Annotated in this window: 22 protein-coding genes; 10 read left to right on the forward strand and 12 right to left on the reverse strand. The window is 60.7% G+C overall.

Annotation, left to right across the window (positions count from 1 at the left end; all coding sequences use genetic code 11):
• Nucleotides 1–74: 74 nt before the first annotated feature.
• The 3 genes from H7698_RS19060 to H7698_RS19070 all read left to right on the forward strand — a co-directional run bounded on the left by H7698_RS19060 (nucleotide 75) and on the right by H7698_RS19070 (nucleotide 1,870).
• Nucleotides 75–602, forward strand: a complete 528-nt coding sequence (locus H7698_RS19060; RefSeq protein WP_194692452.1) for a sigma-70 family RNA polymerase sigma factor — start codon at nucleotides 75–77, stop codon at nucleotides 600–602.
• On the forward strand, nucleotides 599–1,318 hold the full coding sequence (locus H7698_RS19065) for an anti-sigma factor (protein WP_194692453.1): 720 nt from the start codon (nucleotides 599–601) through the stop codon (nucleotides 1,316–1,318). The genes H7698_RS19060 and H7698_RS19065 overlap by 4 nt, the downstream gene beginning before the upstream one ends.
• Before the next feature lie 150 nt (nucleotides 1,319–1,468).
• A complete protein-coding gene (locus H7698_RS19070; protein ID WP_194692454.1) occupies nucleotides 1,469–1,870 on the forward strand; it encodes a hypothetical protein in 402 nt (133 codons plus the stop codon).
• Between the two features lie 82 nt (nucleotides 1,871–1,952).
• Here H7698_RS19070 and H7698_RS19075 read toward each other — a convergent pair whose 3' ends face one another.
• Nucleotides 1,953–3,044, reverse strand: a complete 1,092-nt coding sequence (locus H7698_RS19075) for a DUF1615 domain-containing protein (protein WP_194692455.1) — start codon at nucleotides 3,042–3,044, stop codon at nucleotides 1,953–1,955.
• A gap of 465 nt (nucleotides 3,045–3,509) precedes the next feature.
• On the opposite strand from H7698_RS19075, the gene H7698_RS19080 reads away from it, so the two are divergent.
• Together H7698_RS19080 and H7698_RS19085 are read left to right on the forward strand one after the other, a co-directional pair.
• Nucleotides 3,510–5,714: a TonB-dependent receptor gene (locus H7698_RS19080; protein ID WP_194692456.1), complete on the forward strand. Its 2,205-nt coding sequence runs from the start codon at nucleotides 3,510–3,512 to the stop codon at nucleotides 5,712–5,714.
• 128 nt (nucleotides 5,715–5,842) lie between these two features.
• Nucleotides 5,843–7,378 (forward strand): FAD-dependent monooxygenase, encoded by a 1,536-nt coding sequence (locus H7698_RS19085; RefSeq protein ID WP_194692457.1) that lies wholly within the window; start codon nucleotides 5,843–5,845, stop codon nucleotides 7,376–7,378.
• Between the two features lie 260 nt (nucleotides 7,379–7,638).
• Here H7698_RS19085 and hemB read toward each other — a convergent pair whose 3' ends face one another.
• The 3 genes from hemB to H7698_RS19100 all read right to left on the reverse strand — a co-directional run bounded on the left by hemB (nucleotide 7,639) and on the right by H7698_RS19100 (nucleotide 10,448).
• A complete protein-coding gene (gene hemB / locus H7698_RS19090; protein WP_162440848.1) occupies nucleotides 7,639–8,613 on the reverse strand; it encodes a porphobilinogen synthase in 975 nt (324 codons plus the stop codon).
• A 254-nt stretch (nucleotides 8,614–8,867) separates the two neighbouring features.
• Nucleotides 8,868–9,710: a PhzF family phenazine biosynthesis protein gene (locus tag H7698_RS19095; protein ID WP_194692458.1), complete on the reverse strand. Its 843-nt coding sequence runs from the start codon at nucleotides 9,708–9,710 to the stop codon at nucleotides 8,868–8,870.
• A gap of 30 nt (nucleotides 9,711–9,740) precedes the next feature.
• Entirely contained in the window at nucleotides 9,741–10,448 is a 708-nt protein-coding gene (locus tag H7698_RS19100) for a glutathione binding-like protein (protein WP_194692459.1), read from the reverse strand.
• 352 nt (nucleotides 10,449–10,800) lie between these two features.
• Between H7698_RS19100 and H7698_RS19105 the strand changes: the two genes are divergently transcribed.
• On the forward strand, nucleotides 10,801–11,475 hold the full coding sequence (locus H7698_RS19105) for a histidine phosphatase family protein (RefSeq protein ID WP_162440845.1): 675 nt from the start codon (nucleotides 10,801–10,803) through the stop codon (nucleotides 11,473–11,475).
• A 154-nt stretch (nucleotides 11,476–11,629) separates the two neighbouring features.
• Nucleotides 11,630–12,685, forward strand: coding sequence for a permease (locus H7698_RS19110; protein WP_162440844.1), 1,056 nt, complete (start codon nucleotides 11,630–11,632; stop codon nucleotides 12,683–12,685).
• A 135-nt stretch (nucleotides 12,686–12,820) separates the two neighbouring features.
• Here H7698_RS19110 and mnmH read toward each other — a convergent pair whose 3' ends face one another.
• Together mnmH and selD are read right to left on the reverse strand one after the other, a co-directional pair.
• Nucleotides 12,821–13,924: a tRNA 2-selenouridine(34) synthase MnmH gene (gene mnmH, locus H7698_RS19115; RefSeq protein ID WP_194692460.1), complete on the reverse strand. Its 1,104-nt coding sequence runs from the start codon at nucleotides 13,922–13,924 to the stop codon at nucleotides 12,821–12,823.
• Complete coding sequence (gene selD, locus H7698_RS19120; protein WP_194692461.1) at nucleotides 13,924–14,958, reverse strand: selenide, water dikinase SelD; 1,035 nt, start codon at nucleotides 14,956–14,958, stop codon at nucleotides 13,924–13,926. Before selD ends, mnmH begins: the two co-directional genes overlap by 1 nt.
• A gap of 248 nt (nucleotides 14,959–15,206) precedes the next feature.
• Between selD and H7698_RS19125 the strand changes: the two genes are divergently transcribed.
• Nucleotides 15,207–16,163 (forward strand): nucleoside-specific channel-forming protein Tsx, encoded by a 957-nt coding sequence (locus H7698_RS19125; RefSeq protein ID WP_194692462.1) that lies wholly within the window; start codon nucleotides 15,207–15,209, stop codon nucleotides 16,161–16,163.
• Between the two features lie 622 nt (nucleotides 16,164–16,785).
• On the opposite strand, the gene H7698_RS19130 is transcribed toward H7698_RS19125, so the two are convergent.
• From H7698_RS19130 to H7698_RS19140, 3 genes are all read right to left on the reverse strand, one after another.
• The gene (locus H7698_RS19130) at nucleotides 16,786–17,742 is read right to left on the reverse strand and encodes a quinone oxidoreductase family protein (protein ID WP_194692463.1); all 957 of its coding nucleotides are present in this window, start codon (nucleotides 17,740–17,742) and stop codon (nucleotides 16,786–16,788) included.
• 30 nt (nucleotides 17,743–17,772) lie between these two features.
• Nucleotides 17,773–17,946, reverse strand: coding sequence for a DUF1427 family protein (locus tag H7698_RS19135; RefSeq protein ID WP_162440733.1), 174 nt, complete (start codon nucleotides 17,944–17,946; stop codon nucleotides 17,773–17,775).
• Between the two features lie 89 nt (nucleotides 17,947–18,035).
• Nucleotides 18,036–18,815 (reverse strand): AraC family transcriptional regulator, encoded by a 780-nt coding sequence (locus H7698_RS19140; RefSeq protein ID WP_194692464.1) that lies wholly within the window; start codon nucleotides 18,813–18,815, stop codon nucleotides 18,036–18,038.
• A gap of 145 nt (nucleotides 18,816–18,960) precedes the next feature.
• Here H7698_RS19140 and H7698_RS19145 point away from each other — a divergent pair, with 145 nt between their 5' ends.
• Nucleotides 18,961–19,188: a DUF6555 family protein gene (locus H7698_RS19145; RefSeq protein ID WP_045060943.1), complete on the forward strand. Its 228-nt coding sequence runs from the start codon at nucleotides 18,961–18,963 to the stop codon at nucleotides 19,186–19,188.
• Between the two features lie 68 nt (nucleotides 19,189–19,256).
• On the opposite strand, the gene H7698_RS19150 is transcribed toward H7698_RS19145, so the two are convergent.
• The 3 genes from H7698_RS19150 to H7698_RS19160 form a co-directional block, all read right to left on the reverse strand.
• Entirely contained in the window at nucleotides 19,257–19,424 is a 168-nt protein-coding gene (locus H7698_RS19150) for a metallothionein (RefSeq protein WP_162440735.1), read from the reverse strand.
• Between the two features lie 196 nt (nucleotides 19,425–19,620).
• Nucleotides 19,621–20,076 (reverse strand): DMT family transporter, encoded by a 456-nt coding sequence (locus tag H7698_RS19155; RefSeq protein WP_194692465.1) that lies wholly within the window; start codon nucleotides 20,074–20,076, stop codon nucleotides 19,621–19,623.
• Nucleotides 20,076–20,570: a DMT family transporter gene (locus H7698_RS19160; protein ID WP_162440737.1), complete on the reverse strand. Its 495-nt coding sequence runs from the start codon at nucleotides 20,568–20,570 to the stop codon at nucleotides 20,076–20,078. The genes H7698_RS19155 and H7698_RS19160 overlap by 1 nt, the downstream gene beginning before the upstream one ends.
• 155 nt (nucleotides 20,571–20,725) lie before the next feature.
• On the opposite strand from H7698_RS19160, the gene H7698_RS19165 reads away from it, so the two are divergent.
• Complete coding sequence (locus tag H7698_RS19165) at nucleotides 20,726–21,661, forward strand: LysR family transcriptional regulator (protein ID WP_194692466.1); 936 nt, start codon at nucleotides 20,726–20,728, stop codon at nucleotides 21,659–21,661.
• Nucleotides 21,662–21,853 lie beyond the last annotated feature (192 nt).

Here is a 21,853-nt window from a genome sequence, read left to right on the forward strand (position 1 = left end):
CGAGCAGGCTCGCTCCCACAGGTATCCGTTTTGTTTGCTAGATTGCATTCACGACCCGCTAACGGCTGAGCACAGTGTCCTTGCCCGAACCTCTTTTTGATTACGAAGCCCACCTGGCCGCCTGCGGTCGCGGCGAGCGTCAGGCCTTGCGGGATTTGTACGTGCAGGAGAGTCCGCGCCTGCTCGGCGTTGCCAAGCGTCTGGTGCGCGACACGGCACTGGCGGAGGACATCGTTCACGATGCGTTCCTCAAGATATGGACCGGCGCCGCCCGCTTCGATCCGGCACGAGGGTCGGCGCGGGGCTGGATGTACAGCGTGACCCGGCACCTGGCGCTCAATTTCATTCGTGATCACAGCCGCGAAACCCAAGGTGAACCGGACGTGCCGATCATTACCGAAGCCTTTGATGCGCATCTGCACTCGGGGCGCATTCATCATTGCCTGGAGCAACTGGACCCGGACCGGCGCAGTTGCATCGTACATGCCTACGTTGACGGGTACTCCCACGCACAGATATCACACAAACTCGGCACCCCTCTGGGTACCGTCAAAGCCTGGATCAGGCGGAGCCTGACGGCATTGCGCGAGTGCATGGGATGATCACCGGACCTGCTGACGAAACCCCGGAAGAACGCGACGAGCTGGCCAGCGAGTATGTGCTGGGCACGTTGTCGGCCGAGCGGCGAAGCGAGGTTCAACAACGCCTGCGCGACGATGCCGAGCTGCGCACGGCGGTCGACACTTGGGAGCGCCGCTTGCTGGGGTTGACCGATCTTGTCGAACCCACGACACCGACGGCTCACCTGTGGCCGCGTATCGAGCGCAGCGTGGCAGCCCTGCAGCCGCGCCCTCCGCTGCCAGTGGCGCAATCCCCCTCCTGGTGGAACCTGCTGCCCTTGTGGCGCGCACTGGCCGGCGTCGGGCTGACGGCCACGTTACTGCTCGGGGCGTTGCTGCTGACGCAGACCACCGTCAAACCCACGTATCTGGTGGTGCTGGTGGGCCCTCAGGACAAGGCACCTGGCTGGGTGATCCAGGCCAGCAACCCGAGGGAAATCCAGCTGATCCCGCTGGGCGTAGTGGAAGTTCCGGCCGACAAGGCGCTGGAGTTCTGGACCAAGGCCGAGGGCTGGCAAGGGCCGGTGTCGCTGGGGCTGGTCAAGCCGGGGCAGACGTTGTCGGTGCCGCTGGACAAACTGCCGCCGCTGGTTCCCGACCAGCTGTTCGAACTGACACTGGAAAACCCCACTGGCTCGCCGATCGGCAAACCCACCGGGCCGATCCAATTCATCGGGCGAGCAGTGAAGGTGATCTGACCGCGATCGAATCATCACGACCGAATGAGGTACGGCGCGCGACCTATCATTGCCATTGATATCCACCATCATGGCAATGAAGTTCTCATAAAAAATCCACGGCGTAACATCAGCTCCATACCAACCAATAACACCCCGGAGCACACTCTCATGAAACGCCAACTCTTCCTCAGCATCGCTTTCTCGGTTTTCGCAGTTAACGCTTTCGCCGCTACTTCTGCTCACCAGACTGTCGCTGAAGGCGGCTCGGATCGCCTGATTGAAAGTCGTGTGGCTGAAGGTGGTTCCGATCGTCTGATCGAACGCCGCGTCGCTGAAGGTGGTGCCGATCGTCTGATCGAACGCCGCGTCGCTGAAGGTGGTGCCGATCGTCTGATCGAACGCCGCGTCGCTGAAGGTGGTTCCGACCGTCTGATCGATCGCCGCGTCGCTGAAGGTGGTGCCGATCGTCTGATCGAACGCCGCGTCGCCGAAGGTGGTTCAGATCGTTTACTGGAACGTCGCGTTGCCGAAGGTGGTTCCGATCGCCTGATCCAGAATCGCACCGTATGATCGAAGCATTACTCAGCACTCTTCGACGAAGAACCCGGCCTCAACAACCGGGTTTTTTTATGCCGGTATTTTGTGTGTCTATTCAACGCGCCCGCGCCATGCACCGCTGATAACGCTCATCGACTCGCTTGGCGAACCACGCCGTGGTGAGTTTGCGGGTGATCTTCGGACTCTGCAGCACGATCCCCGGCAACACCGCACGGGGCAGCGACCGGCCTTCGGCTTGCTCGGCCAACTCGAACACCTGCTCATAGAGTGTTGTTTCCTCGAATTCGAGGCTCTTTCCCTTTTCCAATTGATCCCTGATCGTCGGGTTGCGCATATCCAGTCGCTTCCCGAGGGTGCGCACCGCCAATTCAGTGGTGCCAGGCATGATCGAGTCATAGCGGACCAGATCCCCATCCAGCGCCAGGGGAATACCCGAAGCACGGCTCACCGCGTTCTGGAACGCCGCATTGCGGCTGGCGTACCAACCGGCATTGAAGTCGGCAAAACGATACAGCGGCTGCTGATAGCTCACCGGATAGCCAAGCAAGTGGGCAATCCCGAAATACATTCCCCCACGTCGGCTGAACACTTCACGCCGAATCGAGCCCTCCACCGGGTACGGATAATTGCGCGCCTGCTGCTCGGCGAATTCGATGCTGACTTGCATCGGTCCACCGGTGTGCACCGGGTTGAAACCACCGAACAGCGTCCGCCCCATAGGCACCATGCCGATGAAATCATCGAAAATCGCACTGAGCTCCTTCTCGCTGCGCGCAGCATTGAGACGGTCGCTGTAGCTTTTGCCGTTGGGTGAGCGCACCTGCAGCGCGCCGCTGATCAAAAGGCCGGGAATATGGGCTTTGGCCGCACGACGGTCGATCTCGTCACGGGCAATCTTGCCCAAGCCGGGGACCGGTGGGTCGACCTGGAAGGTAGATTCCTGCTCGGTGACGGCGAGCACCGAACATAGGTTTTGCGTGGTCGCAGGGATGGCCTGGGCTGCAAACGCCGCATAAATATCCGTGGCCCAGCCCTGGCGATCAACCGTCTTGGCCGGCAGCAAGCGCATCAGTTCCGCCTTGACCTCATTGGGTGTTCGCGCAGGCGGTTCCTGGGTGCGCTGGGTGCCGCATCCGGCCAGTACCAGCAGCGCCGCGACGCTCGTGATCAATCGATTGGCTTGCATGGAGCTCCATCAAATCCTTAGAGACGGGTTAACCATACGACCAATGGCATGGCGCAGGCTATGACCCTCACCAACCTCCACTGTTCCCTGTAGCAGCCGTCGAGCCTGCTACGCATGTCTGTAGCAGCTGCCGAGCCTGCGAGGCTGCGTTCGGCTGCGAAGCAGTCGTGAAATCAGACACTGCGGTGTGTCAGATACACAGCACCGCTCACTGGCGACTGCTTCGCAGCCGAACGCAGCCTCGCAAGCTCGGCAGCTGCTACACAGATGCGTTACATCCTCACGGGCTCCATCGCTACAGAAAGCTCACAACCCCGCAGAAGATTATCTACACACCGTAATAACAAACCCATTGCAAGACGTTACTGAGAAAATCTATCATTCGCGCCTGGAGTCGCATTTGCGCAAGGAGTTCCCGCGCCGTCAATTTTTACCTCATCGGCGACGCACCGCCAGGAACGAACCATGACCTCTCCAACCCGACTCGGCGCGCCTTTGCGACCGACGCTTATTGCTCTGTTTTGCTCCCTTTCCATCACCGCCTACGCCGCTGAACCCGCCGAAAACAACGGCAAGGCGTTGGTGCTGGACGACGTCAACGTCAACGCTCAAGCGCCTTCGCCTTCCGCCCTGCCCCCGGTATTTGCCGGTGGTCAGGTGGCGCGTGGTGGACAACTCGGTGTGTTGGGTAATCAGGACATCATGGACGTACCGTTCAGTGTGTCGTCGTACACCGAACAACTGATCCAGGATCAGCAGGCCGAAGACGTGGCCGACGTGTTGTTGAACGACGCCTCGGTGCGCCAGGCCAGCGGATTTTCCAACCAGTCGCAGATTTTCATGATCCGTGGCTTACCACTTACCGGTGACGACATTTCCTACAACGGCCTGTACGGCGTGCTGCCCCGGCAGATCATCTCCACCGATGCACTGGAACGTGTGGAGGTCTTCAAAGGCCCGAACGCGTTCATCAACGGCGTGACGCCGACGGGTTCGGGCATCGGCGGGGGTGTCAACTTGCAACCCAAACGCGCCAGCGATGTGCCGTTGCGTCGATTCACCACCGACATCAATGACGAAGGCCGGATCGGCCAGCATCTGGACCTCGGCCAACGGTTCGGCGAGGACAACCGTTTCGGCGCACGGGTCAACCTGGCTCAGCGCGAAGGTGACACCGGCATCGATCACGAAAACCAGCGCTCCAAGCTGTTCGCGATCGGCCTGGACTACCGCGGTGACGCCCTGCGTGTTTCTGGCGACTTCGCCTACCAGAAACAAAGGGTCAATGGTGGCCGCAACTCGGTGAACCTCGGCAACACCACACACATTCCGGACGCGCCTTCTGCCGACACCAACTACGCGCAGAAGTGGGGTTTCACCGAAATCGAAGACACCTTCGGCATGCTGCGCGCCGAATACGACCTGAACGACAACTGGACCGCCTATGCCGCTGGTGGTGCCAAGCACACCCGCGAAGTCGGACGCTACAACTCCACCACCCTGGTCGGCAACGACGGCAGCGCCTTTACCACCGGCTCGTTCATCCCGCACGACGAGGACAACAAAAGCGTCATGGGCGGCCTTAATGGCCGATTTGACACGGGCCCGGTCAGCCACAAGCTCAACTTCGGCCTCGCTGGCATCTGGACCGAGCAGCGCAGTGCCTATGATTTCGACCTGCGCCGAAACCCCAACAACATCTATCACCCGGTCGAAACGCCGTCGCCGGTTGGCAATTTTTCCGCTGGCGACCTCAACGATCCGGGCATCACCGGCAAAACCTTCGTGCGCAGCGGCGCCGCCTCCGACACCCTGGGCTTCTTCGATGATCGCCTGCTGGTGACCGTCGGCGTGCGTCGTCAGCAGTTGGTGGTCCAGGGCTTCGCCTACGGCAGCGGCACGCGAACCTCCAAGTACGACGAGTCGATCACCACGCCGGTCTACGGCATCGTGTTCAAACCGTGGGAACACGTGTCCTTCTACGCCAACCGAATCGAAGGCCTGGCCGAAGGTCCGACCTCTCCCGTTACCTCCGGCAACCTGATCGTCACCAATGGCAATCAGGCGTTCGCGCCGGCTCGCTCGAAACAGATCGAAGCCGGGGTCAAAGTCGACATGGGCACCTACGGCGCCAGCCTCGGTGTGTACCGCATCGAACAACCGGGAGACGGCTATTCCGTTGCGACCAGCGCGACCACGGCGGAATTTATTCGTGAAGGCAAACAGATCAACAAAGGCGTCGAGCTGAACGTCTTCGGCGAGCCTATCGAAGGCCTGCGCCTGATCAGCGGGCTGACCTTGATGGACACCGAGCTGAAAGACACCCAGAACGGCGCAAACGACGGTAATCGCGCTATCGGCGTGCCGAACTTTCAGTTCAATGCCGGTGTGGATTGGGACGTGCCGGGCCTGCAAGGTGTAGCGCTGAATGCGCGGATGTTGCGCACTGGCGGCCAATACGCCGATGCGGCGAACAACCTCAGCCTGCCGACCTGGAACCGCTTCGATGCCGGTGCGCGGTATGGCTTCAAAGTGGAGCAGAAAGACGTGACCCTGCGTTTCGGAATCGAAAACCTGGCAAACGAGAAATACTGGGAATCGGCTCAGGGCGGCTACCTGACCCAGGGCGAGCCACGGGTCGCGAAGTTGTCGGGCACCATCGACTTCTGATCCCCCGACGCCTCAAAAAAAGGCCCCGCAGCGTCACCGTTGCGGGGCCTTTTTCCGTCTGGCGGCGCGTCTGGACTCACCCTCGAACTGGACCATACTAGAGCTCACACTCTAAAGAGGACGGGCGCATGAACCGAAGCGACGTGCTGATCGTCGGCGCTGGACCGACCGGTTTGGTCCTGGCGCTGTGGTTGAGCAAACTGGACGTGCGCGTGCGGATCATCGACAGAACGTCGGCACCCGGCACGACCTCCCGAGCGCTGGCGGTGCAGGCTCGTACGCTGGAGCTGTACCGCCAACTCGATCTCGCCGACGCCGTGGTGCAGAACGGCCATCGTGTCGCGGCGGCTAATTTCTGGGTCAAGGGCGGACCGGTCGCGCGCCTGCCCCTGACCCGTATTGGCGAAGGCCTGACGCCCTACTCGTTCCTGAAAATATTTCCTCAGGATCAACACGAGCGCCTGCTTATCGACCGCCTGCAAACGTTCGGTATTGAAGTCGAGCGCGATACCGAACTGGAAAGCTTCGAGGAAACCGGTGACGGCATCAGCGCCAGGTTGCGCAGGCCCGACGGCCAGCAGGAAACCTGTCAGGCCTGTTACCTGGCCGGTTGCGACGGGGCCAAATCGATCGTGCGCAAGACCCTGGACACCGGTTTTCCAGGGGGGACCTACCAGCAGATTTTCTACGTCGCGGATGTGCAGGCCAGTGGCGAGGCCATCAACGGCGAGCTGCACGTGGACCTGGATGAAGCGGACTTCCTCGCCGTGTTTCCCATGGCGGCAGAAGGCCGCGCCCGGTTGATCGGCACGGTTCGAGATGAGCGTGCCGAGCATCCGGAGAACCTGCGGTTCGAGGACGTCAGCAGTCACGCGATCAATAATATGAAGGTGCAAATCGATCAGGTGAACTGGTTTTCCACCTACCGCGTGCATCACCGCGTGGCGGACCACTTCCGCACCGGGCGTGCGTTCCTGCTGGGGGACGCGGCCCACGTCCACAGCCCCGCAGGCGGTCAGGGCATGAACACCGGGATCGGCGACGCCATCAACCTGGCCTGGAAACTCGCTGCAGTCTTGAGCGGCGCCGCCGAGGCCCGGCTGCTCGACAGCTACGAACCCGAACGTATCGCGTTTGCCCGCAAACTGGTGGCCACCACGGACCGGGTGTTCAGCTTCGCCACCGCCCAAGGCCCCTTGGCCGATCTGTTGCGTACGCGTCTGGCCCCGTTCGTGATCCCGAAAATGGCCTCGTTCGAGACCTCCCGCGAGTTTTTGTTTCGCACGGTCTCGCAGATCACCGTCAATTATCGCGGGATGCCACTCAGCACCGGCGTTGCCGGGCACGTGCATGGTGGGGATCGATTGCCCTGGGCTCACGATGGCGAAGGCGACAACTTCGAATCGCTCAAGCAACCGGTCTGGCAGGTGCATGTGTATGGCGACACCAGCGACGAAATGATCGCCTGGTGCACGGAACACCATCTGCCGCTGCAGGTATTTGACTGGCGCCCGGCGTTCGAAACCGCGGGCCTGGGGCGTAACGGGTTTTACCTGTTACGGCCGGACACCTACGTGGCGATTGCCGAAACGTGCTCCGATCCGAAAGTGATCGAACGGTACTTCCAGGAACACGGGATCCGGCCTTTCTTTGGTGTTGCCTGATTCGATGCAAGCCAAAAAAGTGGGATAACTTGCCCGCGATGGTCGGTGGAAATCACCCATTCTGTGCCAGACGAAGAGTTATTGTGGGAGCCGAGCTTGCTCGCGATGGCGGCGGCACATCCAGCATCTCTGCCGCCTGACACGGCCCCATCGCGAGCAGGCTCGCTCCTACATTTTATCGGCGGCGTACTCGAGTTCTGGACCTGACAAAATCCCACTGTAGGAGCAAGCCCGCTCCCACAGGGATCATGCGGTGGGCTTTAGATCCCGGCCAGCGCCAGGTCCATCGCAAAGTAGGTGAAGATCAGATCCGCGCCCGCGCGTTTGATCGCCCCAAGGCTTTCGCGGACCACCCGATCCTCATCGATCGCACCGGCCTGAGCGCCGAATTTGATCATCGCGTATTCACCACTGACCTGATACGCCGCCAACGGCAGACGGGACACTTCTCGAATGTCGCGGATGATGTCCAGGTAGGCGCCCGCCGGTTTGACCATCAGCGCGTCGGCGCCTTCCTGCTCGTCCATCAATGATTCACGTACCGCTTCGCGGCGGTTCATCGGGTTCATCTGGTAGCTTTTGCGGTCGCCCTTGAGCGCGCTGCCGCCAGCTTCACGGAACGGACCGTAGAGCGCGGAAGCGAATTTGGTCGAGTAAGCCATGATAGGAATCTGGGTGAAACCAGCCTCATCCAGCGCCCGGCGAATCGCCCGGACCTGGCCGTCCATTGCCGCCGACGGGGCAATGACATCGGCTCCGGCGTGGGCTGCTGCCACGGCCTGGCGACCCAGGTTGATCAAGGTCTGATCGTTGTCGACTTCATGGTGGTGCATCACACCGCAGTGGCCATGATCGGTGTATTCGCAGAAGCAGGTGTCCGACATCACGATCATGTCCGGCACAGCATCCTTGGCAATGCGCGACATGCGCGAGACCAGGCCATCCTCTCTCCAGGTGTCACTGCCGGTGCTGTCCAGGTGGTGGGACACGCCGAAGGTCATCACCGACTTGATACCGGCACGGGCGTAACGCTCGATCTCGCCAGCCAGTTTCGACTCGGGGATACGCATCACGCCGGGCATGCTCTTGATCGGCACAAAGTCGTCAATTTCTTCTTCGACGAAGATCGGCAGCACCAGATCGCTCAAGCTGAATTCGGTTTCCTGGAACAGGCTGCGCAGGCTCGCATTGCGGCGCAGACGGCGTGGACGTGCTTCGGGGAACTGGCTGGACATGGGGGTTCCTGAAAATCGATGAACAAGACGAAAGTCGCAGGGGGCGAAAGCTTATGCCTTCTGCGGCACCCTGCACAAACGCCGGATGACGAAGAGTCCGTTACCGGACTGACAATAATCGCGGCCTGCCCAACCAGACCAAGGGGTGCAGCGAGTGGTCGCGACCAAAGCGCGCAGGTTCGATTTGCACCGTCATTAGCGGCTTCACCCTATTGCAGGCGCGGTCAGTGTTCACTCAACCGCGCCCGTCAGCGTTACAGGTTCAGGGTGCCGCTGATGCAGGTCACCACCGCGCCGCCGATCCAGATCTCGTCGCCCAATTGTTCGACCTGGATGCGACCGGCGCGGCCCATGGTCAACCCTTGGCTCACCACGTAGGACGACGGCGCCAACCCTTCCTTGAGCAACCATTGGGCAACACCGGCGTTCAGGCTGCCGGTGGCTGGATCTTCGGGCATGCCGTCGCCGCTGATGAACGCCCGCACCTCGAAGTGCGCATCATCGCCATCCCGCTCAGGGTTCCAGGGCGCAATCACACCGACCGCCAGGCCAGGCATTTGCCCATGATCCGGCTTCAGGTCAAGCACCTGCTGGCGATTGTCGAGCATCACCGCCAGCCAACCGGCCCCGTTATCGACCCACTGGGCCCGAACAATCGCGCCCTGCTCAAGTCCCAGCCCCAGTCGCACCCGCTCCACCAGGTCGGCCTCCACCGGCCCGGTCCGGAGCAGGGGCGGTGCAAGAAAAGCCAGCTCCGCGCCCTGACGACGGACCCGCACCAACCCGACGCCACACTCCTGAATAATCTCCTCTCCCTTGGGCACGCCACCCGCTTCGAGCCAGGCGTGACACGTCCCCAAGGTCGGATGACCGGCAAACGGCAACTCCTTTGCGGTGGTGAAAATCCTGACCCGGTAATCGGCCCGAGGGTCTTGTGGTTCGAGGATGAACGTCGTTTCACTGAGGTTGGTCCAGGTCGCAAACGCCGCCATACGCTCATCACTGAGTTCATCGGCCGCGAACACCACGGCCAATGGATTGCCCTTGAGCGCGACGCGGCTGAATACGTCTACCTGTTTGAAATCGAATGAATGCATGGGTCTTCCCTGAGGGTGAGATGGATGGACTTAAATCGCCGACTTCGGAATTTCCAGCCCGCGCATCACCGCCGGGCGTGCCAGAAAACGCTCCAGGACCCGCGTGATGTTCTTGAAGTCGTTGATGCCCACCAGATCGCCCGCTTCATAGAAGCCGATCAGATTGCGTATCCAGGGGAACGTGGCGATGTCGGCGATGGTGTAGCGCTCGCCCATGATCCAGTCCCGCCCTTCAAGCCGACCATCGAGCACGTTCAGCAGGCGCTTGCTTTCTTCGACGTAGCGTCCCAGTGGACGTTTGTCCTCGTAGTCCTTGCCGCCAAATTTATTGAAAAAGCCGACCTGGCCAAACATCGGACCGATGCCGCCCATCTGAAACATCAACCACTGGATCGTCTCGTAGCGAGCGGCCGATTCCTGGGCCAGCAACTGCCCGCTTTTGTCAGCGAGGTAGATCAGAATCGCCCCGGACTCGAACAGCGCCAACGGTTGATCCCCCGGACCGTGAGGATCAAGGATCGCCGGAATCTTGTTGTTGGGGTTCAGCGACAAAAACTCGGGGGACAACTGGTCGTTCGTGTCGAAGCCCACACGATGGGGTTCATAGGGCAGCCCGATCTCTTCGAGCATGATCGACACCTTGACGCCGTTGGGGGTGGGCAAGGAGTACAGCTGGAGCCACTCCGGGTACTGGGCAGGCCACTTTTGCGTGATGGGGAACGCGGACAGATCGGTCATGAGGGTATCCACCGGGAAATGTACGCCGATCATAATCCACGGGATCCAAAGGCGTTATCAATGTCGCTGATTATCAAGATCGAACAATTGACGCTTTCGACATCGCCATAACCTGTAGGGTGGCCATAATTTCGCAACATCCTGTCGATAACCTTCGCTGCAACCCATGAAAGGTTATCGATACATTGCTGCGCCCCCGGCCGGTATCGAACCAAATGGGCCTCAGAGGACTCTGAGGATTGCCCTTTCGGAAACGGACCGGCTTATCGACATGGAAATCACCCGACGCTGGACGCTCGCGGTGTAAAGGTTTGTCAGCCTTAACCGAATGCGCTGAAGAACCCTTTATTCGATGAAGAACCTTTCGAAATTTGCCACTCGTTTCAAGCATCGCGCCTACCTGTTCCTGCCCGCATTGCTGGCCACCAGCGCGGTGTTCCTGTCGCTGGAATCCAGCGAGAGCCGTGCCCAGCCGGCTGACGGCACCCAGACCCTGGTATTCCTGCGCCACGCGGAAAAACCTGAAGGCGGTCTCGGCCAGCTGAACTGCCAGGGCTTGAACCGCGCCATCGACCTGGCCACCTTGCTGCCGGAAAAATTCGGCAAGGCCAACTACGTGTTTGCCGCCAACCCGACGCGCAATGTCGAAGAAGGCGAGCTGGATAACTCCTACAGTTATATTCGTCCGCTGATGACCATCAGCCCCAGCGCGATCAAGCTCGGGTTGCCGGTGAACATCAACTTTTCGGCCAATGACACCAGCGACCTGGCCGATGAACTGCTTCACGACAAGTACCACAACTCGGTCATCTATACCGCCTGGTCCCACGGCTACCTGCCGGAGCTGATCAACACGGTCGCGGGCGAAGCCGTTGGCAAGAAACAGACGATCACAGAAGACTGGGAGTCCAGCGATTACGATTCGCTGTTCGTCCTGACGCTGACCTGGCACAACGGCAAGGCGAGCGTCGCGAGCCACAGTTACAAGCAAGGTCTGGATAACGGTGCCGAGACCTGCCCGACATAAACAGGGTTTTCTGGGGCCGCTGCGCGGCCCGGCGCGAGCAGGCTCGCTCGCCGCAGAAGCTCACTGAACCCGACTGATCATCATTGGCCACACTCCGCGAAAGGCAAGGTCTGGGCTATCATCCGTCCATCGTCCTCTCGTCCGGAACCTCACCATGTCACTGTCTTCTGTTGCCGCCCCCACTCGGGGCTGGTCGTTCTGGTGGAAACCAGCCCTCTTCGTCCTCGTCGCCTGCATCGGTCTCTATTACGTCAAATGGTCGCCCTACTACGCCAAAGCCTTCCTGGCCGCTGACAACCACAGCATCGGCGCGTCTATTCTCAACGACGCACAAACCTCCCCGCTCATCGCCGCGCTGACCTATGCCAAGGTGTATTTCCTGGCGATCTGGAAGGCCGCCGTGCTGGCCGTCATCCTCGGCTCGCTCCTGCAGGTGCTGATCCCGCGAGACTGGCTGCTGCGCCTGTTTGGCCGCGCCGGTTTTGCCTCGACCGTGCGCGGTGGCTTGTTTGCGTTGCCGGGGATGATGTGCTCGTGCTGCGCCGCTCCAGTGGCGGCGAGCATGCGGCGGTCGAATGTCTCGGTCGGCGCGGCGCTGGCCTTCTGGATCGGCAACCCGGTGCTGAACCCGGCCACGCTGGTGTTCATGGGATTCGTGCTGGGCTGGGGATTCACGGCGCTGAGACTGGTGGCGGGTATTGTGCTGGTGTTCGGTGTGTCGCTGGTTGCACAGCGGATTTCCGGCCCGGAAGTACTGCCCGAAGCGGCTGTCGAAGCGGTGTCGGCGGCCAGTGAACCGGACTCGCAACCGTTCCTGGTTCGCTGGGGCCGCACCATCTGGCAGTTGTTCTGGAGCACGATTCCGATCTACATCCTGGCGGTGTTGGTCCTGGGGGCCGTGCGGGTCTGGGTGTTCCCTCACATTGACGGCGCCATGGCCAACGGTTTGCTGTGGCTGATACCCCTGGCGATCATCGGCACCCTGTTCGTGATCCCCACGGCGGCGGAAATCCCGATCGTGCAAACCATGATGACCCTGGGGATGGGCACCGCTCCGGCGGTCGCTTTGTTGATGACCTTGCCGAGCATCAGCCTGCCGTCGCTGCTGATGCTGCGTAAGGATTTCGACGCACGGGTACTGGTGAGCGTGGCGCTGATGACCATGGGGATCGGAGTGATCACCGGGTTGATCGGCGCGGCTGTCCTTTAAAACAGGTAGCGCCTGACACGACCCCATCGCGAGCAAGCTTTGCTTCTACAGATCAGGCACCGTCCACGCGGTAACGGTCAGGCGCAAATCCTGTGGGAGCAAAACTTGCTCGCGATGAGGCCGGCAAAAACACCCTCAATCCTGTTGTTTTTGCCGCGCTTTCAAATACTCCAGAACCGCCGCTTGCTCCCCCGCAAACTCGATCCGCCCACCCTTCTTCTCCCGCTGGAACGCATACATCGGGTCGTAATACTCGCTCAACAACCCTTCGATCCAGTCCCGGTGCAGATCCACCGCGCCACTGCGCGCCTGCTCCGCCAATGCCGCTTCCATCAATATCAACATCCGCCGATGGCGTTCTCCGCCCAGGCGTTTCTGCACATTGTTCAGGCTTTCCAGCAACCGCTCGGAAAACAGCGCAAACCCTTCATCGCCATGCACGCGGATGAACTCGGCGCATAAATCCACCACGTAATCGCGCAGGATTCGCTCGACCCGCCCTGACAGGCTGTCTTCCAGCCAGACCATCGAAAACTGCTGCATGCCCTGGAACAACGGCAACGGCAACGCACAACTGCCGACCATGCGGCTCTCGTCTTCCAGCACGAATTGCTCGATGCCAGCGGCGCGCTTTTTCAACACGTCCACCGCCAGGCGATTTTCGAAGTCGATGTTGGACGGCTGGCCAGTGGCACGTTTGCCGAAACTGGAACCGCGATGGTTGGCGTGACCTTCGAGGTCCAGCCCGTTACGCAACTGCGTCAGCACCTCGGTCTTGCCGGTGCCGGTCATGCCGCCCAGCAGGACGAAATCACACTGGGCAATCGCCTGGTCGACCGTCTCCAGCAAGAAGGTACGCATGGCCTTGTAACCGCCACCGACGCGCGGATAGTCGATGCCCGCCTCGTCCTTGAGCCATTGCTGGACGATCTGCGAACGCAACCCGCCGCGAAAACAGTAAAGGTAGCCATCAGGATGCGCCCGGGCGAAATCGGCCCAGGCCTGGATGCGTTCGGCCTTGATGTCACCCGACACCAGTTGATGCCCCAGGATGATCGCCGATTGCTGCCCCTGCTGCTTGTAGCAAGTGCCGATGCGTTGGCGCTCGTGGTCGTTCATCAGCGGCAGATTGATTACGCCGGGGAATGAACCCTTGGCGTACTCGACCGGCGCGCGGGTGTCCATCATTGGCCGGTCGTTGAGAAAGATGTCGCGGTAATCGGTGAAGTCGGTCGACATCAGAACACCTCAACCGCGTGTGTCTGTCGCTCAACCAGCTCACCGATGGGCTCAAGGTTCAGGCCCAGTTCGGCGGCCACAGCGAGGAAGCCGGTGTTGCCTTGCGGGGTGACGGCGACCAGCAGGCCACCGCTGGTTTGCGGGTCGCACAGAACGAGTTTATGCAGCTCCTGAAGGCGACCGAGCTTGCTGGCATAGCTGTCGAAATTGCGCAGTGTGCCGCCGGGCACGCAGCCCTGTTCGAGGTAATACTCAACACCGGGCAGACGTGGAACGCGGTCATATTGAATGCGCGCGGTGAGTTGGCTGCCGTCGGCCATTTCCACCAGATGCCCCAACAGGCCAAACCCGGTGACGTCCGTCATCGCGGTCACGCCGTCGAGTTTGCCGAAGCGGCTGCCGGGTTTGTTCAGGGTGCACATCCAGTCGCGGGCCAGCCCAATGTCGGCGTTGCGCAGCTTGCCCTTCTTCTCGGCGGTGGTGAGGATGCCAATGCCCAGCGGCTTGGTGAGGTACAGCAGGCAACCGGCGGTGGCGGTGTCGTTGCGCTTCATGTGGCGCTTTTCCACGAGCCCGGTGACTGCCAGGCCGAAGATCGGTTCGGGCGCATCAATGGAGTGACCGCCGGCCAGTGGAATGCCCGCTTCGTCGCAGACCGAGCGCCCGCCACGGATCACTTCACGGGCGATCTCCGGCGCCAGCACGTTGACCGGCCAGCCGAGAATCGCGATCGCCATCAACGGGTCGCCGCCCATGGCATAGATATCGCTGATGGCATTGGTGGCAGCGATACGACCGAAATCGTACGGATCATCGACAATCGGCATGAAGAAATCCGTGGTCGAGACCACCCCGCGTTCTTCATCGATGGCGTATACCGCCGCATCATCGCGCGAGGCATTGCCCACCCACAGCTTGGGATCTAGGTTCTGCGCCCCGCTGCCGGCCAGAATCACCTCCAGCACCTGGGGGGAAATCTTGCAGCCACACCCTGCACCGTGGCTGTACTGGGTTAGACGAATCGGCTCGCTCATAGGGGTGTACCTCGTGAAGTCAGGCCAATAATCCTACAGCAACATACCGTTTGATTCGTGGCCGCCAGATCAAAAGATCGCAGCCTGCGGCAGCTACAAGGGGCGAGTAATCGGCATGAATTTGATCTTCTTGAAACAATTGGTATGGCTTGTGCAAACGTTTGCGAACCGCTGATAGGCGCGGTTTCGATACATAACGGCTCAAGCCCGAAGAAACGGGCCCCGCTCCAAACGAAAAGGGACTTTTAATGCTTTGCACTTCCCGTCGCGTGACACGTTCGCGCACATTGGCTGTTTCCCTGCTGCTCGCCAGCGTTACAGGACTACTCAGCTGCAACACCTTGGCGCAACCCGCCACGCCCGACGAATCCGCCCAGGGCGAAGCCCTCAGCCCCGAAGCCAGCCCGCCGAAAAAAGGCGCGTACCTCTCGGACTGGTTCAACCAGGACCTGACAGTCATTGGCAGCAAAGACATCAGCTTCGGCCCGCAACCGGCGGATGATATCTATCTGGAATACGAGTATTTCGGGCGCAAGGGGCCGTTCGAGTTGTACGGTTACATCGACATCCCGAAGATTTTCAACATCGGCAACAGCCACGACAAAGGCGTCTGGGACCATGGCTCGCCGGTGTTCATGGAGCACGAACCGCGGATCTCGATCGACTACCTGGCGGGCCGCAGCCTGGCCATCGGTCCGTTCAAGGAATGGTATGTGGCGTTTGACTGGATCTACGATCACGGCAGCAATAGCGCCAACCGCGCGAATACGCTGTACAGCGGGTTGGGCACGGACATCGACACGCACTCGCGGGTCAATCTGTCGGCCAACTTCTACGGTCGTTATCAGTGGGAAAACTACGGGGCCAGCAACGAGTATTCCTGGGACGGCTATCGTGCCCAACTCAAGTACATCGTTCCGATCAGCAGCTTCAGCAATGGCGCGTCGCTGACGTATATCGGCTTCACCAATTTCGACTTTGGTTCGGACCTGCACAAGGACAACCCGGCGCGCACGGCTAACGCGACGGTGGCGACCAATGTGTTGCTGTACGCCTTTACGCATCTGCGTTTTACGTTGGTGGGTCGGTACTTTCACAACGGGGGTAACTGGGAGGATGGCAGTGAGTTGAATTTCGGCGACGGCGACTTCCGTGCCCGGTCGGATGGTTGGGGGTATTACGCGGGGGTTGGGTATCAGTTCTGACTGCGGGAGCTGGCTTGCCGGCGATGGCGGCTTGCCAGCCGACAACGTTCTCTCGGATGCCCCCAGATCAGACTGTAGGAGTGAGCCTGCTCGCGATGGCGGCGTGACAGCCGACGCATCTTTCCCTGTTGCCCCCGGATCAAACTGTGGGAGCTGGCTTGCCGGCGATGGCGGCTTGCCAGCCGACAACTTTCTCTCGGATGCCCCCAGATCAAGCTGTAGGAGTGAGCCTGCTCGCGATAGCGGTCTGATCGGCGGTGAGATTCTTGCGGGTGTACATATCCGTTTCTTCGGTCACGGCTGCTATTGGTTTCGCCCTTACGGCGAGTCACTTGGAAGAGCGCCAAGTAACCAAACGCTCTTGCCCCTTTCGTACGGTGCCTCGCCTGGCTCGGCATTCCCTCGCTCCGGTCCTGCTCCGTGGGCCCGCCGCGATCGGCCATCCATGGCCGTGCGCGGCTAACCCGGCATCCATGCCGGGTTGCCCACTGCGCAGAACCTGCGCTCGGCCTTCCGAGGGGACAAGAAGATCAAAAGCAGATCAAAAGCAGATCAAAAGCAGATCAAAAGCAGATCAAAAGCCATCGCCAGCAAGCTTTGTTCCTGCAGATACATCTCTAGCTCACGGCACAAAAATCACTTTATCCGCACTTCCACGATCCACTTCCGCATACCGCTCCACACCTTCCGACAACGGCGATTCGAACAACCCTTGCGGCAACGGCAGCAAGTCCTGATCGAAGAACTGGCCGAACTGGTCAAGCATGGCGGCGCAGGCCTGGACGCCGTAAAGCAGGGAGTTGATGCCTACCACCGAGCCACCTTTGCGGTACAAGCCCAACGCTGGCAACTGGACCAGCCCATCCACCGGCGCAGCGATGATTGCGATTCGTCCGAAGGTTGCCAATGCTGTCACCGAAGCCGGTAGCCAGAAGCCTGTGGTGTCGAAGATCACGTCCGCACCACCGGCATACACGGCATTCACTTGCTCGCCCAACATTTCGGGCTTGTCCAGCTGCAGCGTCGGATAACCCTGCGCCTGCAATGCCTTGACCTGTTCGGGCCGACGCGCCGCCGCCAGTACCTGGGCGCCGCGTACTTTGGCCAGCGCCAACGCCGCACTGCCCACCGCGCCGCCGCCGATCACCAACAATCGCGAATCGGCCGTCACCAGACTGCGCTCCAGCGCATCCCACGCCGTGGTGTACGGCACGCCGAGGCTGGCGGCCTGGGCGAAGGACAGGTGGGTCGGTTTGCGTGCGACGCCATTGGCCGGCAGTTTCACGAATTGCGCATGAGAGCCATCGGCGAAAAAACCCAACTCACGCCCCGTGCCCCAGACCTCCTGGCCTATCAGTGCCTGCGGACCTTGCACAACGATGCCGGCGAAGTCGCGGCCGGGAATGCGCGGCAGCGTGGTGTAGGGAAAACGCCCCAGCACATTCTTCACATCGCTGGGGTTCAGGCCGGCGGCTTTGATTTCGACCAGCACCTCATCAGCGCCGGCAACAGGGGCGGGAATCTCAACATAGCGAAGGGCCGAAAGGTCGCCCGTTTTGTCGAACTGCAGTGCATTCATGGAAGGTGTCCAATTTTGAAGGAACAGAATTCAAGAGATCCAGCCAGCGATCAGTTGCCGCCCCAGCGGCCACAACTGCTCTCCGGCGAGCATGCCGAGCAGGCCTAACAGCGCAATCGCGGGCGGTGCTGGCGAACGAAAATCCAGCGCGCCGTACAGCAGGCCGACGCCCAGACCGATCACAATCGAGATGAGGTAATTCATGGCAGCATCCAGGCGTTTAGATAAGCCTGAAGTCTATAAGCGGGTCACGTGGCGTATCGGCCAAGCGCTTCTGAATCTCGGCCAAACGATCAATCCGGACGCTGGCTTGCGCAAAACTGTGAGGGGGCGACACCCAGCTCCCGACGGAACATGTCGCTGAAGCTGCTCGGCGAATAGCCCAGCTCCCGTGCAATCGCGCTGACCGGTACACCCTGAATCAATTCCGCCACCGCCGTCGCCAGTTGGACCTGCCGCCGCCACTCGGCGAAGCCCATGCCCAGGCCGTCCTTGAATAATCGCGCCAGAGTGCGCACGCTGGCACCGACGTTTTCCGCGTACTGTTCGAAGGGAACGTCCAGCGAGGGATTGGCCATGACGGCCTGGCACAAGCTCATCAGGCGCCGGTCGGAATCGTCCGGCAGCGGTATTTTCAGCAGGGATCGCCCGGCTCGCCTAAGCTCCAACAACGCCAGGTTCACCAGCGCCTCGTAATACTCGGGGGCGCCGTCCTCACCCTGCTCCACCAGCCTGACAATCAACTCACGCAGCAACCCACCCACTTCGATCACCTGGACCGTGTCGTCCAGCGTCGCCGCCAATGAAGGGCGCAGGTAGATATTGCGCATCTGCAAGTCCGAGACCACACGAATGCCATGGGGCACGCCCGGCGGCAGCCAGACCGCGCGCTGCGGCGGAACCACCAGCGCCTCATGCGGCGTTTCGACCCACATGACCCCACTCATCGCATACAACAACTGGCCCCAGACATGGTCGTGGGGCTCGATGAATAGCTCGCGCGGATAGGTGCGCGCGAGCGGTTGCACGGGCACATCGGTATCACTCAGATCTGGGGGCGCGGCGAGGGCCATGGGCAATGATCATTGGGGTTTTCAGGAGATGCATGTTAACGAGCGAACAGTCATGCCGCCACTGGTCACAGCCGTCTGACAATCCGACTGAATTTTCCGCGACGCCCACGATCCTTTTAATACCACAGGGAGGAATACGGGCTTTATGAACAACGCAAAACTATTCGTCATTGAATACACCCTTCATGGCGCCCCCAAGTCTTTCATTATCCGTCTGGACAAGATGGACAACGCAGAGGCTTGGCATTGGGCAAGCTGTGACGCCGGCGTGGGTCGGATCCCGCGCTTTGGCCGAGAGAAGGTGCAGAAAACCAGCAAACCGATGGCGGAGAAATTCGGGGTCGAGAATGTGACCTGGCGACCCGCAGGCTAAGTATCAACAGGGGGGAAAATTCAAACGACAGTGGAGCCAGGAAGGCTCCACTTTCTTTGGGCGACTGATCAGCTTTTGGCGCACTTGCAGCCTTTGGACGAGCATTCTTCGCCATGCTCATGATGCTTGGCACAGGCCTCGCAGCAGTAGTGCTTGCCGTGTCGCGCGATCGGATGTTCACCCAGCTTGCACTCGCATTTCGGGCAGTCGCAGGTATCGGTTTTGGTCACTGTCATGGTTTGACTCCATTGTTATGGTCGTCCGGATGCGGCGGATGCGCACTCGTCACTGACAGTGTAGGAGCTGTGAACATCCCTGTAGCAGCTGCCGAGCCTGCGAGGCTGCGTTCGAGGACGAAGTCCTCGCAGGACTTCCGAAACAAACGCAGCCTCGCAGGCTCGGCAGCAGCTACAGGAATAGTGGTGACCGGTATCAGGCGCTGCGGGTATTGCTGCGGTACATGAACAGCAACGCCAAGGCGAGGCACACCATCGCCAGGATACGGCTGCTGGACAACTCGATCGCCGGATTACCCAGCCAGCCGAAATTGTCGATCAACATGCCCATGCCCAGTTGCCCCACGATCACTGCCACCGTCGCCACTGCCGTACCCACCCGTGGCACCGCGCCGACCATGACCATCATGTAGACCACGCCGAACAACGCGCCACTGAGCTGCCATTTCGGCACGTCCAGCAGGCTCACCGCATGGGCCGGTTCGAAAAACAGAATCAGCAATCCTGTCACCACCGCACCCACCACGAAGGTCAACAGGCTGCTGCGCAACACACCGACCGTTTCACCCAGACGCCCGTTGATCGCCGCCTGCACGCTCAACACCGCACCGGCAGCCACGACCACCGCCAACAAAATAATCAGACTCATCATTAACCCCTTGCGATCAGAACAAGTGCCGCAACAATCAGCAGCAAGGCCAGCCAACGTTCACCGTTGACCTTTTTACGCGCGGCGCCGAACCAGCCAAAATGGTCGATCAACACACTCTTGCCGACCTGCCCGGAAAGGATCGCGATCATGGTCATGGCAATGCCGATATGGGGTGTGGCCAGGGTCAGCACGATGACGTACATCGGCCCCAGAAAACCCCCGATCAATTGCCAGCGCGGCAAGGTGTTCAAGGCCGGTCCTTGTTGCGGGCCGCTGAACAACAGCAGCAAAAACAGAATCGCCGAACCGACACCGAAGATGCTCAAGGTTGCCCACAGGTGCCCGACCTGAACCCCCAGCGGCCCGAGCAACCCGGCCTCCACGGAAAGGCCCATTCCGGCCAGAATCACCAGCGGCAACAGCAGCAGCCGAAGTCCTGGTTTGGTTGCAGGCGCTGGAACAACGCCGGCTTGTTCGATTGAAGAAGATTGCATAAGCAGTACCCGTGATCAGTTGGCCCAACCCGTGAGTGCGAGTCTGCTCGCTCCCACTGGGTGGAATAGGCGCGCATTATCGTCTGGCGATCCTTTGCGATAAATGGGAGCATCCGGACAACACTTTTGCGCAAACCGCACAGCAGGACATTCCCATGCAGGGCCTCAACGAGTTTGGTTTCAAGGCACTTCGACTTTTTGTCGCGGTGCTCGACCACGGCAGTTTTTCCGAAGTCGCCCGTCGCGAAGGCCTGGCGCCCTCTTCGATCTCCCGGCAAATCCAGCTAATGGAGCAGGCCCTGAACCAGCAATTGCTCTATCGCCACACCCGCGCCGTCACGCCGACCGAAGCCGGGCGCATGCTCGGGCATCACGCGCGGCTGGTGCTGGTGCAACTGGAAGAAGCCGAACAGGCGTTGCAGGAACAGCAAAGCGAGCCCAGCGGACTGGTGCGGATCAATGCGCCGGTGGTGTTCGGGCAGCGTCACCTGACGCCGTGGCTGGGGCAGTTATGCGAGCGCTATCCGAAGCTGCAACTGGATATCCAGCAGACCGACACTTACGTCGACCCGCTGCAGGAAGGCGCAGACCTGTTGTTTCGCATCGGCCCGCTGCACGATTCCAGCATGCAGGCGCGCATCCTGGCGCCCCATCGCTTTCAGGTGGCGGCAAGCCCGGCGTACCTGAAACGCCATGGCTCGCCGAAACACCCCAATGAGCTGGCTGCGCATCAGTGCCTTGCCTACAAAGGGGTCACGGGCCAGCAGCGCTGGTTCTTTCGCAAGGATCAACAGGACTGGACGCCCTACCCGGTCACCGGCCCCATCACAGGCAATCACGCCGACACCCTCACCCAGGCTGCCGAACAGGGACTGGGGCTGGTGATGTTTCCGTCGTGGCTGATTGGCGAAGCCGTGCGCAACGGCACGCTGGTGCCAGTGCTGGGGGACTATCAGGTGTCCAACAGCCTCGAGCCCCAACAGATCGCGGTGCTATGGCCTGGCAGCCGACGGTTGTCGGTGAAGGTCAGGACGGTGATTGATTTTTACGTGGAGTGTTTTGGCGTGGTGCCGTATTGGGACAGGCCGTAACAGTTGCCTCCAGCCTCCGGCCCCCCGGAAGACCTGTAGCAGCTGGCGAAGCCTGCGTTGGGTCGCGAAGCGCCCCCCCCCCCGATTTTCAAGCGGACATCATAGGGTCCGGACAGCGCCCGTTTCGGTCGAGCGCGACCCCGGGTCAACGCAGCCTTCGGCAGCTGCTACAGGTGTGTGTCTGTGTGTCTG

Source organism: Pseudomonas sp. p50(2008) (assembly GCF_015351605.1).
Lineage (GTDB): Bacteria > Pseudomonadota > Gammaproteobacteria > Pseudomonadales > Pseudomonadaceae > Aquipseudomonas.